Below are 13998 nucleotides of genomic sequence, written 5' to 3'. Positions count from 1 at the left end.
ATACCCACGACAAATGTCAAACGATACCTGTCACTGCACCCTGCTGCGCAAGGCGACCCGCAAGGTCTCGTCCTATTATGACGAGGCGCTGGCACCGGTTGGCGTCAATATCGGCCAGTTCAGCCTGCTCAGAAACATCAAGCGGCTGGAGCCGGTATCGTTGACCGATCTTGCCCACAAGGTGGAGCTGGACCGGTCGACTGTCGGGCGTAATGCCAAGGTGCTGGAGCGGATGGAACTGGTTGCGATCGGCCACGGCGAGGACCAGCGCGAGGCGGTGCTGACCATTGCCCCGAAGGGCCGCGAGATACTCGAAAAAGGCGCTCCGCTCTGGGACGGCGTGCAGGACGAGATCGATGCAAGGCTCGGGCAGGAAAAGGCCGGCCAACTGCAGGAACTCCTGGCAGCTCTCTAGTTTTTTGGATTGAAGGCGGATATTTGCCCATGAATGCGGGTAGATACCCTCAAAATATTCCGCCAATCGGCGATGCGTGAAGGGAACGACAGATGATATCGACGGGCGTCGCCGGCTGGATGGCGAAAAGACAGCTTCACTACGGATGGGTGATCGCCGCGACCACCTTCCTCACCATGCTGGCAACCGCCGCCGCCATGGGTTCGGCCGGCGTGATGATCCAGCCGCTGCATGATGAATTCGGCTGGGATGTCGCCGATATCTCGTTTGCCATGGCCATTCGCCTCGTGCTGTTCGGCCTGCTCGGTCCCTTTGCGGCCGCCTTCATGAACCATTTCGGCATCCGCCAGGTGGTCTCCTTCGCGCTCGGCCTGATCCTCTTCGGCATCATCGTCTCGATGGCGATGACCGAGGTCTGGCAGCTCGTAGCCCTCTGGGGCGTAGTCATCGGTGTCGGCACCGGCATGACGGCCATGGTGCTCGGCGCAACCGTCGCCTCCCGCTGGTTTTCCAAGCGTCGCGGCCTCGTCGTAGGCATGTTGAGCGCCAGCAATGCCACCGGCCAGCTTCTTTTCCTGCCACTTCTGGCCGCGCTCAGCGAAGCTTATGGATGGCGCGTCGCCCTCGTCCTCACTGCCGGCGCCATCACCGTCGCCATGCTGCTGGTCCTGCTGCTGATGCGCGACCACCCCGCCGATCTTGGCCTGCCCGCCTATGGCGAAACCAGCGTCATCAAGCCGCCGAAACAGGACCACAAGTTTCTCGCCACTCTCATCTCGCCGCTCGTCACGCTGAAATCCGTCTCGACCAGTCCGACTTTTTGGATCCTGTTCGGTTCCTTCTTCGTCTGCGGCCTGTCGACCAACGGCCTGATCCAGACCCACTGGATCTCGATTTGCGGTGATTTCGGCATGACGCCGGTCGGTGCCGCCGGCACGCTCGCGGTTCTTGGCATCTTCGATTTCTTCGGCACGGTCGCCTCCGGTTGGCTCTCCGACCGTTACGACAACCGCGTATTGCTGTTCTGGTATTACGGCCTGCGCGGCCTCTCGCTGATCTATCTGTCCTTTTCCGGCTTCTCGTTCTACGAACTGTCGGCTTTCGCGGTCTTCTACGGTCTCGACTGGATCGCCACCGTACCGCCGACGGTCAAGCTCGCCGCCGAAAAATTCGGTCGTGAAAAGGCGGGGCTGGTCTTCGGCTGGGTGTTTACCGGCCATCAGCTTGGGGCAGCGACCGCAGCCTTCGGTGCCGGTTATATCCGCAGCGACTTCGACACCTACATGCCGGCTTTGCAGATCGCGGGCGTCATGTGCATGCTCGCAGCCGTCGGCGTCATGCTTTTGAGGAAGCCCGGCGATACTGCAAGGGTCGCTCAACCGGCATGACAGCAACAGTCACGGGCCGACGATTGCTGTCGGCCCGCCATCGGTTGCCGCTTGATTTGAACACCCCCGATTTGAACACCTCGGCGTCGGCACGATCCTCGCCGACATGCCTCAAGGCCTCCATCGTCAGCCGGATGTAAAAGGCCACGATAATGAGCAGTAGAAGCACCATCGCCGAAGCGTTGAGCAAATCTGCATAGGCGTTCGAAACATCCATCATCTTCATCTCCAATCTGTTGTCCAGCATTGAAGGTAAAGCCTGGTCCCGTCTTGCCGATTTCAGCTTCGTTGCAAAACATGTCTGCGCCCGGCCTGAACCGGGCGCGAGGTCATGCGGCGCGCTTGGACCCCGCCCGGTCGGCGGCAGATCCCGTGTCGCGAATGCGGTTACGCCGGTTCAGCTTGAAGTGATTGACCAGTTCGACCAGTTGCGCCGCACCTGTTGCCAGCGCCTGGCTGATCCCGGTCGTGCGCTCCACCATCACCGCATTCTGCTGGGTCATCCGGTCAAGCTGCGCGACCGTGTTGTTGATCTCCGAAAGACCGACGGCCTGCTCCTGCGCAGCGGTTGCCAGCGATTGGACATTGCTGTCGATGGAGGCGACGAAAGTCTCGATCTCGTGCAGCGCCGAACCCGTCTCGTCGACCAGCCGCACGCCCTCGGTCACTTCCCGGCCCGACTTGTCGATCAGCGTCTTGATCTCCTTGGCCGCGGTTGCCGAACGCTGGGCAAGCTCGCGCACTTCCTGTGCGACGACCGCAAACCCCTTGCCCGCCTCGCCGGCACGCGCCGCCTCGATACCGGCATTCAATGCCAGAAGATTGGTCTGAAAGGCAATCTCGTCGATCACGTCGATAATCTTGGTGATTTCGCCCGACGCCCCTTCGATACGTTTCATTGCCGTGATCGTTTCCTGCACCACGACCGACGAGGCCGCTGCGGCCTCATGCGCATTCTTCACCAGCTTGCGCGTCTCTTCGGTATTCGCAGACGATGCCCTCACCGTCGCCGTCACCTGCTCGAGCGCCGCCGAGGTTTCCTCCAGAGAGGCGGCCTGTTCCTTGGTGCGCACCGACATCTGGTCGGCCGCCTCATGCATTTCCTGGCTGGAGCCGTTCAGCATGCCGGTCTGCTTCAGGACGCCCATCAGCGTTTCCTGGAAGGCACCGATCGAGGCATTGAAGTCGCGGCGCAAAGGCTCGAACTCGACACCGAACGGCACGTCGATCGTCTGGCGGATATTGCAGTCGGCAAGACGCCCCAGGCCTGCACCGAGTTCGTTGACGACCGTAACGCGCTCCGAAACGTCGGTGGCAAACTTCACCACCTTGAACACTCGGCCGCTGTCGTCGAGGATCGGATTGTAGGAAGCCTGGATGTAGATCCGCTCGCCATCCTTCTTCACCCGCGTGAACTGGTCGGCGGAAAACCTGCCGGCCCCGAGGTCCTTCCAGAACTGCTTGTATTCCGCCGTGTGGGCATAGGCCGGCTCGCAGAACATCGAGTGATGTTTGCCGACGATCTCCTCGATCCGGTACCCCACCGCCTTGAGGAAATTCTCGTTGGCGGTGATGATCTGACCCTCGGGCGTGAATTCGATCACCGCTTGGGCGCGCGACAAAGCCTCGAGCTTGCCGTGGTTCTCCAGCGCCGCCTTGCGCGATTCGGTGATGTCGGTGGCGATCTTCACCACCTTGAAAGGCTTGTTCCCGCGAAACAACGGATTGTACGACGCTTCGATCCATACCTCGCGCCCGCCCTTGCCCAGGCGCTTGTATTTGCCCTGATCAAACGTACCGCGTGCAAGCCGGCCCCAGAACTCCGCATAATCGGCGGACGCCGCCTCGGCCGGATCGACGAAAATGCGGTGATGCTTGCCGACGATTTCCTTCAGCGGGTAACCGATGGTTGCGCAGAAATTCTCGTTGGCGGTCAGGATAATGCCGTTCAGGTCGAACTCGATGATCGCCTGCGATCGGCTGAGTGCTTCGACAAGCGCGGCGTTTGAATGGCTTCGACCGAAGGGAATGCCAACCATTGATAATCTCCAACGTCATGTGGTTTCGTCGTAGATTTACCCCAGCATGTTAAAGTTTGAGTTAAATAAGTACATGATTGAATTCAACTTTACCGCGATTCGAAGGTAAATCCCACCGCTTCTGATCGCAGGAAAGGAAACAAAAAAAGCCCGCCTTTGCAGGCGAGCTTTTTCAATAATGTCGCGTATCCGCTCAGGCGGCGGCGAGCGTCAGTTCCTTTTTGACCATCTGGCGCAGAATGCCGAGGTCCTTGGCGAACAGACGGATGCCGTCCGACAGCTTCTCGGTTGCCATCTGATCTTCATTCTGCATCCAGCGGAAGGTCTTTTCGTCCATCTTGATCGGGGCGATAGCCTCGAACTTCTCGGGCGAAAGCTTGCGCTCCAGCGTGCCGTCTGCCTTGTCCAGTTCGTCGAGCAGGTTCGGCGCGATCGTCAGGCGGTCGCAACCGGCAAGTGCTTCGATCTCGCCGATATTGCGGAACGATGCGCCCATGACGATCGTCGAAATGCCGTTCGCCTTGTAGTAGTTGTAGATCGAACGAACGGAAACGACGCCCGGATCGGTCTCGGCCGTGTAGTCCTGGCCGGTCGACTTCTTGTACCAGTCGAGAATACGGCCGACGAAGGGCGAAATCAGGAAGGCCTTCGCATCGGCGCAGGCGATCGCCTGGGCCATGGAAAACAGCAGCGTCAGGTTGCAGTCGATACCTTCGGCCTGCAGCACTTCGGCAGCCTTGATGCCTTCCCAGGTGGAGGCAAGCTTGATCAGGATACGCTCGCGCTCGATACCACGTGCCTTGTAGGCAGCGATGATCTCATGCGCCTTCTTGATCGAGGCTTCCGTATCGAAGGAAAGGTCGGCATCGACCTCGGTCGATACGCGGCCCGGAACCAGGCCGGCAAGCGCCGAACCGACATCGATCGCCAAACGGTCGGCGACGGCAGCAGCGATCGCGTCCTCGTTACCGCCTTGGCTGCGGCCCCAGGCGACGGCTTCCTTGAACTTGTCGGCAAAGGCATCAGAGCCGATCGCCTTCAACACGATCGACGGGTTGGTCGTGCAATCCACCGGCTTCAGACGGGCAACCGCTTCGATATCGCCGGTATCGGCGACAACGGTGGTCATGGAACGAAGTTGCTCTAGTTTAGACGTCATCGGAAAGGTCCTCGCTAATTGCTGGTCAACGCCGCGGCGCCGATTTTGCTCCTCAGGCATGTTATCTAGATAACATCCTCAGATGGTAAAGATGTCAAGACATTTGTCGCTGGCGATTGACATATGTCGCAACGAAGACGATATCATGACGGCGCCCGCAGGGATTGTATCCCTCGCCGTTTTGGGAGGATTGGAACGCCAGTGGCCAGGTTGAGACGCGACACTCACATCACCTATTCCGAGGCAAGTTCCCTCAGGCTGCGCGCCGCCTGGCTTTATTACAATCAGGGACTGACCCAGAAGGACGTGGCCGAGCGGCTGGGTGTCAGCCGTTCGACGGTCATCCGCATGCTCGACGAGGCGATGAAACGCTCCGAGGTGCAGATCTGGATTTCCGAAGGGGTCGACAGCTGCGTCGAACTGGCGATCCAGCTCGAAAAAGCCTATGGCATAGACGAGGCCGTCGTCGTTCCAACCCCACGCGACACCAGTGCCGAGGCGCTTGCCGGGGCGGTCGGCCTCGCGCTCGGGCAGTTTCTTTCGGATGTCATCCACAACGACATGACCATCGGTGTCGGCTGGGGCCGGACAATGACGGCATCGCTTGCAAGCTTTCGCCCGCCGCGCCGGGATAACGTCAAGGTCGTCTCGCTGCTTGGCGGCATCGTCGCCGTCCAGCAGACCAACCCGATCGATTTCACATGGCGTTTCGCCGGCCAGCTCGGTGCCGAATGTTTCATGTTCCTCGCCCCCCTTCTCGTCGATACCGTTGCCACCAAAAGGGCGCTGATCGACAAATGTGGCCTTGACACGATATACAACCTTGCCGAGAACCTGGATCTTGCCGTCATCAGCTGTGGCGATATCGGCCCGCATTCGACATCGCTGTCGGAAGGCTTCATCTCGAAGGCTGAACTGGGCCGCCTGATCGCTGCCGGCTGCGTCTGCGATACGATGTTCAATTTCCTCGACGAGCAGGGCCATTCCGTCGACCACGCACTGAATGAGCGCGTCATGTCGATCGATCTCGATACATTGCGCAAGGCCAAACACGTCGTCCTGTCGTCGGGTGGTTCTCACCGTGCGGTTGCAATCCGCGCCACCATCCGTCGGGTCGGCTGTAACACGCTGATCACCGACGAAACCGCGGCAAAGGAACTTTTGCGGCTCGCCTCGGAGAACACCTCGACGCAAACGGCAGCGGCAACCGCCGCGACTTGACCAATAACGCATCGGCGATGGCGGAGGAGCCAGCGCCGATACGGAAGGACTGACTATGCCAGCCGTTTGACAGACACTCGGAAAACATGGCAGCAAATCGTCGGAGGAGATTTCTGACATGGCAAAACGGTCTGACACCCAGGGGCGGCTGGATGATGCGGCGAGGGCTGGCTGGCTCTATTACGTGGCGGGGCGCACGCAGGACGAAATCGCCTCCGCAATGGGCATTTCCCGGCAGTCGGCGCAGCGCCTCGTGTCGCTGGCAGTTGCCGAGCGGCTGATCAAGGTCCGGCTCGACCATCCGATCGCCGCCTGTCTCGAACTTGCCGAACGGCTACGCGAAAAATATGGCCTGCGCCAGGCAGAGGTTGTTCCAAGCGACCCGTCGGGCGCTTCGTCGACCGTCGGCATCGCCGAGGCAGCCGCCGGCGAGATCGAGCGCTGGCTGAAGCGACCCGACCCGATCGTCATCGCCATCGGCACCGGACGAACGCTGAAGGCAGCGGTCGACCAGTTGCCGCCAATGGAATGCCCGCAGCACCGCATCGTCTCGCTCACCGGCAATATCGGGCCGGACGGTTCTGCCGCCTTCTACAACGTTATCTTCTCGATGGCAGACGCCATCAAGGCGCGCCACTTTCCCATGCCGCTTCCCGTCCTCTGTTCATCGTCCGAGGAACGCGAGACATTGCACGACCAAGCGCTCGTCAGGTCAACACTGGCGCTCGGAGCCCAGGCAGCGGCAACCTTTGTCGGCATCGGCGAGCTCGGCGTCGAAGGCCCCCTCTGCGTCGACGGTTTTCTCGCCCGCGACGAGATGTTACGCCTCGTCGAAGGTGGCGCGGCGGGCGAGATCTGCGGTTGGATTTATGACCGCCAGGGCCGTCTCCTCGACAACGCCGTCAATGATCGGGTTGCAAGCGTCCCTATCCCCTCGCGACAGACCAGCGCAGTGATTGGGATCGCGCAAGGAAAGCGCAAGATTCCCGCCATGGCTGCAGCACTCAGCGGCGGTTTGATCAACGGAATCATCACCGACGAGGCTGCAGCCGAGCAGTTGCTCTCCCTGTGAGCAAATATTTTTTGATTATATTTCAATCATTTAAAACGTTTAAATCGCAGTGCAGCGACGAATCTGTGTTGACATCTGTCATTCCTCAGTAAGTAATTGCCCACGAGCAAAGCGAATGCTCGCCAACATCTTCTCGGGAGGAAGATATGACATTGAAGACGTTTTTGCTGGGCGCTTGCTCGGCCATGGCTTTTGTTGCGACCGCGGCATCGGCTGAAACCCTCACCATTGCAACCGTCAACAACGGCGACATGGTCCGCATGCAGGGCCTGACCTCGGAGTTCACCAAGGCGAACCCGGACATCCAGGTCAACTGGGTGACGCTCGAAGAAAACGTTCTGCGTGAACGTGTGACGACCGATATCGCCGCAAACGGCGGCCAGTACGACATCGTTACCATCGGCAATTATGAAGTTCCGATCTGGGCCAAGCAGAAGTGGCTTCTGCCGCTCGACGGCCTCGGCGACAAGTACGACATGGACGACCTTCTGCCGGCGATCCGCGGCGGTCTGTCGGTCGACAGCAAGCTTTATGCGGCACCGTTCTACGGCGAATCCGCCATGATCATGTACCGCAAGGACCTGTTCGAAAAAGCCGGCCTGAAAATGCCGGAAAGCCCAACCTGGGAATTCATCGCCGACGCGGCGAAGAAGATCACCGACCGCGGCAACGACGTCTCGGGCATGTGCCTTCGCGGCAAGGCCGGCTGGGGCGAGAACATGGCCTTCGTTTCGGCCCTGACCAACTCTTTCGGCGGCCGCTGGTTCGACGAAAAGTGGAAGCCGCAGTTCGATCAGCCTGAATGGAAGGCATCGCTGCAGTTCTATGCCGACCTGATGAAGGAAGCCGGCCCGGCCGGTGCTTCGTCGAACGGCTTCAACGAAAACCTGACGCTGTTCCAGCAGGGCAAGTGCGGCATGTGGATCGACGCGACCGTCGCCGCATCCTTCGTATCGAACCCGAAGGACTCGAAGGTTGCCGACAAGGTGGGTTACGCGATCTTCCCGTCCAAGGAAGGCGTGAAGAACCACGGCAACTGGCTGTGGTCGTGGAACCTTGCCGTTCCGGCATCCTCGCAGAAGGCTGAAGCGGCGCAGAAGTTCATCTCCTGGGCAACGAGCAAGGAATACACCGCTCTCGTCGCCTCCAAGGAAGGCTGGGCAAACGTTCCTCCGGGCACGCGCACCTCGCTCTACAAGAACGCCGACTACCAGAAGGCAGCCGCCTTCGCAGCCCCGACGCTTGCCGCCATGGACGCTGCCGACATCACCAAGCCGACCATCAAGCCGGTTCCCTATACCGGTGGTCAGTTCGTCGCCATTCCTGAATTCCAGGCGATGGGCACGACTGTCGGCCAGCTCTTCTCGGCTGTTATCGCCGGCCAGTCCACGGTCGACGACGCGCTTGCTGCCGCCCAGGCGACGGCTACCCGCGACATGACCCGCGCCGGCTACATCAAGTAAGGGAATTCCTCCCAGGACCTGGGCTGTCCGGCACCCTGCCGGGCGGCCCTTCCAAGACGACGACGTGATGCCGTGCATCTCGTCGTCTTCTCAAGCTGCCCTATAAAAACAGAATAGTGCTTCCGCGCTGACGTTCACCAGGAACGCCATGCCGGCAATGAGAGCTCAATGCTCCGGGGAGGGTTTTAGAGATGGCAACGCAAAACACCAAGACGTTGGCACGCCTGATGATGGCGCCCTCCGTCGTCGTGCTTCTGATCTGGATGGCCGTACCGCTCGCAATGACGCTGTACTACTCGTTCCAGAACTACAATCTGCTGACGCCGCAGAACGTCTCGTTCGCGGGCTTCTTCAATTACCAGTATTTCTACACCGACCCGGCCTTCTTCCAGTCGATCTGGAACACGCTGGTCCTGGTGCTCGGCGTGCTTGCCATCACCGTCATCGGCGGCACCGCGATCGCGCTCCTGATCGACCAGCCGATCTTCGGCCAGGGTATCGTGCGCATTCTCGTCATCTCGCCCTTCTTCGTCATGCCGCCGGTCGCAGCGCTGATCTGGAAGAACATGATCATGCATCCCGGCTACGGCGTGCTGGCGGATCTGGCAAAATTCTTCGGCATGCAGCCGGTCGACTGGTTTGCGCAATATCCGCTCTTTTCGGTCATCGTCATCGTCGCCTGGCAGTGGCTGCCGTTCGCGACGCTGATCATCCTCACCGCGCTGCAGTCGCTTGACAGCGAGCAGCGCGAGGCCGCCGAAATGGACGGCGCCAACTTCTTCAACCGCTTCATCTACCTGACGATCCCGCATCTTTCACGGGCCGTCACGGTCGTCATCCTGATCCAGACGATCTTCCTGCTCGGCATCTATGCGGAAATCCTCGTCACCACCAATGGCGGTCCGGGTTACGCATCCACCAACCTCACCTTCCTGATCTACCGCACCGCACGTCTCGGTTACGACGTCGGCGGCGGCGCTGCAGGCGGTATCATCGCAGTCGTTCTCGCCAATATCGTCGCCTTCTTCCTGATGCGCGCCGTCGGCAAGAACCTCGACAAGTAGGAGAGACGATCATGGCTCGTAAAATAACAACCGGAGCAAGGATCGGCTGGAGCATCGCCGCCTGGGTCGTGGCATTGCTCATCTTCTTCCCGATCCTCTATGCGATCATCACCAGCCTGAAGACTGAGCAGGAAGCGATTGCCGGTTTCTCGCTCATCCCGTCCGGCACGTTCGAAAACTACATCACCGTCCAGACGCAGCGCGATTACTTCAAGCCGTTCATGAACTCGGTGATCCTCTCGATCGGCTCGACAATCCTGGCGCTGATCATCGCAATCCCGTCGGCCTGGGCAATGGCTTTTGCGCCGGGCAAGCGGACCAAGGACATCCTCATGTGGATGTTGTCGACCAAGATGATGCCGTCGGTTGCGGTTCTTCTGCCGATCTTCATCATCTTCCGCACCTTCGGCCTGCTCGACAGCCGCGTCGGCCTCACCGTCATGCTGACGCTGATCAATCTGCCGATCGTCGTCTGGATGCTCTACACCTACTTCCGCGAAATTCCGGGCGAAATTCTCGAAGCCGCCCGCATGGATGGTGCGAGCCTCTGGAAAGAGATCGTCTACGTCCTCACGCCGATGGCGGTACCGGGCATTGCCTCGACGCTGCTCCTGAACATCATCCTTGCCTGGAACGAAGCCTTCTGGACCATCCAGCTGACGACCACCAATGCGGCGCCGCTGACGGCCTTCATCGCCTCTTTCTCCTCACCCCAAGGCCTGTTCTGGGCAAAGCTCTCGGCAGCCTCGACCATGGCGATTGCGCCGATCCTCATCCTTGGCTGGTTCAGCCAGAAGCAACTCGTTCGCGGCCTCACGTTTGGCGCGGTTAAGTAAGGAATTCCGATCATGGGCAGCATTACCCTCAAGAACGTCCAGAAGCACTTCGGCGAGGCCAAGGTCATTCCGTCGGTCGATCTGGAAATCAAGGATGGCGAATTCGTCGTTTTCGTCGGCCCCTCGGGCAGCGGCAAGTCAACGCTTCTGCGCCTGATCGCCGGTCTCGAAGACGTCACCGGCGGCACGATCACCATCGACGGCAAGGATGTGACCGAAGCGGCACCTGCTGCCCGCGGCCTCGCCATGGTCTTCCAGTCCTATGCGCTCTACCCGCATATGACCGTCAGGAAGAACATCGCCTTCCCGCTCAAGATGGCGAAGATGGAACAGGCAAAGATCGACAAGAAGGTCGAGGATGCCGCCAAGGTCCTGAACCTCACCGACTATCTGGAGCGACGCCCCTCGCAGCTTTCCGGCGGCCAGCGCCAGCGTGTCGCGATCGGCCGCGCCATCGTCCGCGAACCGTCCGCCTTCCTCTTCGACGAACCGCTGTCGAACCTCGACGCGGCTCTGCGCGGCACGATGCGTCTCGAAATCAGCGATCTTCACAACCAGCTGAAGACGACGATGATCTACGTCACCCACGACCAGATCGAGGCCATGACCATGGCCGACAAGATCGTCGTTTTGAACCGCGGCAATATCGAACAGGTCGGTTCCCCGATGGAACTGTATCTGACCCCGCGCAACCTGTTCGTGGCGGGCTTCATCGGCTCGCCGCGGATGAACATGATCACCGGCGACTATGCCAAGGCGAAGGGCGCCACCACCGCCGGCATCCGTCCGGAACACATGACGCTGTCGAAAGAAAGCGGCACCTGGAAGGGCATGGTCACCGTTGCCGAACATCTCGGCGCCGACACTTTCCTGCATCTCGATGTCGAGGGCATCGGCAAGATGACGGCCCGCGCCGGCGGCGAGTTCGGCGCCCGCCACGGCGACACCGTCTACCTGACGCCGGATGAAACCAAACTGCACCGTTTCGATGACAAGGGCCTTGCCATCAAGGCCTGATTTGATCCTACCGGCCTCTTGAACAAGGCCAACCGGAGTATGAGAAAATGACTGTGAAGCTTTCGTTGGCAAGCCTCAAGGATGCCGCTGCGACCGCTGGTGTGCCCAATTACGATCCGAAGACGCTGACGCCCGGCATCATCCATTTCGGCGTCGGAAATTTCCACCGCGCCCATCAGGCCGTCTATCTCGACGACCTGTTCAACACCGGCAAGGGCCATGACTGGGCGCTGATCGGCGCCGGCGTTCTGCCCTCCGACGCCGCCATGCGCGAAAAGCTGAAAAGCCAGGATTACCTGACGACCGTCGTCGAGCAGGACAACAACAAGACCGGCGCCCGCGTCACCGCCCCGATGATCGACATCATCGCGCCCGACCATAAAGACGCCTTGATCGAAAAGCTCGCCGATCCTGCCATCCGCATCGTCTCGATGACGATCACCGAAGGCGGTTATTTCATCGACGCCGCCGGCCATTTCAACCCGGCCCATCCGGCCATGATCGAGGATGGCAAGAACCCGGCAGCCCCCAAGACCGTTTTCGGTCTTATCCTCGCCGGCCTCAAGCTTCGCCGTGAGCGCGGTGTGCAGCCCTTCACCATCATGTCCTGCGACAACATTCCCGGTAACGGCCACGTGACGGAAAACACCGTGATCGGCCTTGCCAAAATGTCCGACCCGGCCTTTGCCGAGTGGATCCACGGCAATGTTGCCTTCCCGAACTCGATGGTCGATCGCATCACGCCGGCAACCGGTCAGCGCGAAGTCGATATCCTGAAGAACGACTTCAACATCGACGACAACTGGCCGGTCTTCTGCGAAGAATTCAAGCAGTGGGTGATGGAAGACAATTTTCCCGCCGGCCGCCCGGCGCTGGAAGAGGTCGGCGTCCAGTTCGTCCCCGACGTTGCCCCTTACGAGCTGATGAAAATCCGCATCCTCAACGGCGGCCATGCGACGATCGCCTATCCGGGCGAACTGCTCGACATCCATTTCGTCCATGAATCGATGGAACATCCGCTAATCCGCGCCTTCCTCGCCAAGCTTGAGAAGGAAGAGATCATCCCGATCGTGCCGCCGGTGCCGGATACCAATCTCGACGACTATTTCGACCTGATCGAGCGCCGCTTCCTGAACCCGAAAATCGGCGACACCATTCCGCGTCTGGCGCAGGACGGTTCCAACCGCCAGCCGAAATTTATCCTGCCCTCGACCCGCGATCGCCTCGCCCAGGGCAAGGATATCGTCGGCCTGTCGCTGGTTTCGGCGCTGTGGTGCCGCTACTTCGCCGGCACGTCGGATAGTGGCCGCAAGATCGTCTTCAACGATGCAAGCGCCGAAAAGCTGCAGGCCGCAGCATTGAAGGCCAAGGACGATCCGGATGCCTTCCTCGTCTTCGACGAAATTTTCGGAGAAGTCTCGAAAAACGAGCTGTTCCGCAAGCGTTTCGCCCATGCCCTCAAGACCCTGTGGACCGAAGGCACGGCGAAAACCCTGCAGCTTTATCTCGACGACCAGCTGGTCAAGGATTGAGGTGAACCGTGGCGGATAAGGCAGGACTGGTAAGCGGCCCATTGGTGATTTTCGACTGCGACGGGGTTCTCGTCGACAGCGAACCGCTTTCGGTCCGGGTTCTGGTCGAAGCCCTCAACCGCCACGGTATCGATATGGTCGAGGAGGAGGCCTATCAGCGCTTTCTCGGCCGCAGCCTCGCCACGATGCGGCAGGTGATGGACGAGGAATATGGTTTCCACACCGGCCCGGAATTTCTGGAGACGCTGCGGCTCGATCTCTACCATCTGTTCAAGACCGATCTGAAGCCGATTGCCGGTATCGGCGAGACGCTCGATGGCCTGGCACGCATGAACCTGCCGCGCTGCGTCGCCTCGTCGAGCCAGCCGGAACGCATCCGCCTGTCGCTCACCATCACCGGCCTGATCGACAGGCTGGAGCCGCATATCTTCAGCGCTTCGATGGTGAAGAACGGCAAACCCGCCCCCGATCTTTTCCTCCATGCAGCGGAACGGATGGGTATGAGCCCGGCAAACTGCATCGTCATCGAGGACAGCCCGGCCGGCATCGAGGCCGCCCAGCGCGCCGGCATGACCGTCTTCGCCTTCACCGGCGGATCGCATGCCATTGTTCCCGGATATCGTGAACGGATCGATGCACTTTCGCCCGATCTCATATTTGACGCCATGCCCGATTTGCTCCACCTTGTCGAAAACCATATGGAGGGTCGCGGAGGAGCGTCTTCCCAGCGGGCGGTCTGATCGCCTTTGAGGAAACATTCGCCGCTGACGGGACAGGGACAGGAAACAGATC

Annotated in this window: 13 protein-coding genes; 10 read left to right on the top strand and 3 right to left on the bottom strand. The window is 60.1% G+C overall.

Annotated features, from left to right (window positions below):
- The first annotated feature begins 13 nt into the window (after positions 1-13).
- Together AC2GXZ_RS01555 and AC2GXZ_RS01550 are read left to right on the top strand one after the other, a co-directional pair.
- Positions 14-415 carry a MarR family winged helix-turn-helix transcriptional regulator gene (locus AC2GXZ_RS01555; RefSeq protein WP_483757365.1) on the top strand — a complete coding sequence of 134 codons (402 nt, stop codon included), beginning with the start codon at positions 14-16 and terminating at the stop codon, positions 413-415.
- 92 nt (positions 416-507) lie between these two features.
- Positions 508-1803 carry an MFS transporter gene (locus AC2GXZ_RS01550; RefSeq protein WP_483757364.1) on the top strand — a complete coding sequence of 432 codons (1296 nt, stop codon included), beginning with the start codon at positions 508-510 and terminating at the stop codon, positions 1801-1803.
- Here AC2GXZ_RS01550 and AC2GXZ_RS01545 read toward each other — a convergent pair.
- From AC2GXZ_RS01545 to tal, 3 genes are all read right to left on the bottom strand, one after another.
- Complete coding sequence (locus AC2GXZ_RS01545) at positions 1751-2023, bottom strand: hypothetical protein (protein ID WP_483757363.1); 273 nt, start codon at positions 2021-2023, stop codon at positions 1751-1753. The genes AC2GXZ_RS01550 and AC2GXZ_RS01545 overlap by 53 nt on opposite strands.
- 109 nt (positions 2024-2132) lie before the next feature.
- Positions 2133-3842: a methyl-accepting chemotaxis protein gene (locus AC2GXZ_RS01540; protein ID WP_483757362.1), complete on the bottom strand. Its 1710-nt coding sequence runs from the start codon at positions 3840-3842 to the stop codon at positions 2133-2135.
- A gap of 193 nt (positions 3843-4035) precedes the next feature.
- Entirely contained in the window at positions 4036-5001 is a 966-nt protein-coding gene (tal, locus tag AC2GXZ_RS01535) for a transaldolase (protein ID WP_483757361.1), read from the bottom strand.
- A 201-nt stretch (positions 5002-5202) separates the two neighbouring features.
- Between tal and AC2GXZ_RS01530 the strand changes: the two genes are divergently transcribed.
- The 8 genes from AC2GXZ_RS01530 (at position 5203) to AC2GXZ_RS01495 (ending at position 13946) form a co-directional block, all read left to right on the top strand.
- Complete coding sequence (locus AC2GXZ_RS01530) at positions 5203-6222, top strand: sugar-binding transcriptional regulator (RefSeq protein WP_483757360.1); 1020 nt, start codon at positions 5203-5205, stop codon at positions 6220-6222.
- Between the two features lie 118 nt (positions 6223-6340).
- Positions 6341-7294, top strand: coding sequence for a sugar-binding transcriptional regulator (locus AC2GXZ_RS01525; protein ID WP_483757359.1), 954 nt, complete (start codon positions 6341-6343; stop codon positions 7292-7294).
- Between the two features lie 146 nt (positions 7295-7440).
- Positions 7441-8757 (top strand): ABC transporter substrate-binding protein, encoded by a 1317-nt coding sequence (locus AC2GXZ_RS01520; RefSeq protein ID WP_483757358.1) that lies wholly within the window; start codon positions 7441-7443, stop codon positions 8755-8757.
- A gap of 191 nt (positions 8758-8948) precedes the next feature.
- A complete protein-coding gene (locus AC2GXZ_RS01515; RefSeq protein ID WP_483757357.1) occupies positions 8949-9821 on the top strand; it encodes a carbohydrate ABC transporter permease in 873 nt (290 codons plus the stop codon).
- 11 nt (positions 9822-9832) lie between these two features.
- Complete coding sequence (locus tag AC2GXZ_RS01510; protein ID WP_483757356.1) at positions 9833-10657, top strand: carbohydrate ABC transporter permease; 825 nt, start codon at positions 9833-9835, stop codon at positions 10655-10657.
- A gap of 12 nt (positions 10658-10669) precedes the next feature.
- Positions 10670-11674 carry an ABC transporter ATP-binding protein gene (locus AC2GXZ_RS01505; RefSeq protein WP_483757355.1) on the top strand — a complete coding sequence of 335 codons (1005 nt, stop codon included), beginning with the start codon at positions 10670-10672 and terminating at the stop codon, positions 11672-11674.
- A gap of 47 nt (positions 11675-11721) precedes the next feature.
- Positions 11722-13206, top strand: coding sequence for a mannitol dehydrogenase family protein (locus AC2GXZ_RS01500; RefSeq protein WP_483757354.1), 1485 nt, complete (start codon positions 11722-11724; stop codon positions 13204-13206).
- An 8-nt stretch (positions 13207-13214) separates the two neighbouring features.
- On the top strand, positions 13215-13946 hold the full coding sequence (locus tag AC2GXZ_RS01495; RefSeq protein ID WP_483757353.1) for an HAD family hydrolase: 732 nt from the start codon (positions 13215-13217) through the stop codon (positions 13944-13946).
- Positions 13947-13998 lie beyond the last annotated feature (52 nt).

The organism is Aliirhizobium sp. YIM B11859 (assembly GCF_057163345.1).
This window is presented reverse-complemented; position numbering and strand designations above follow the sequence as displayed.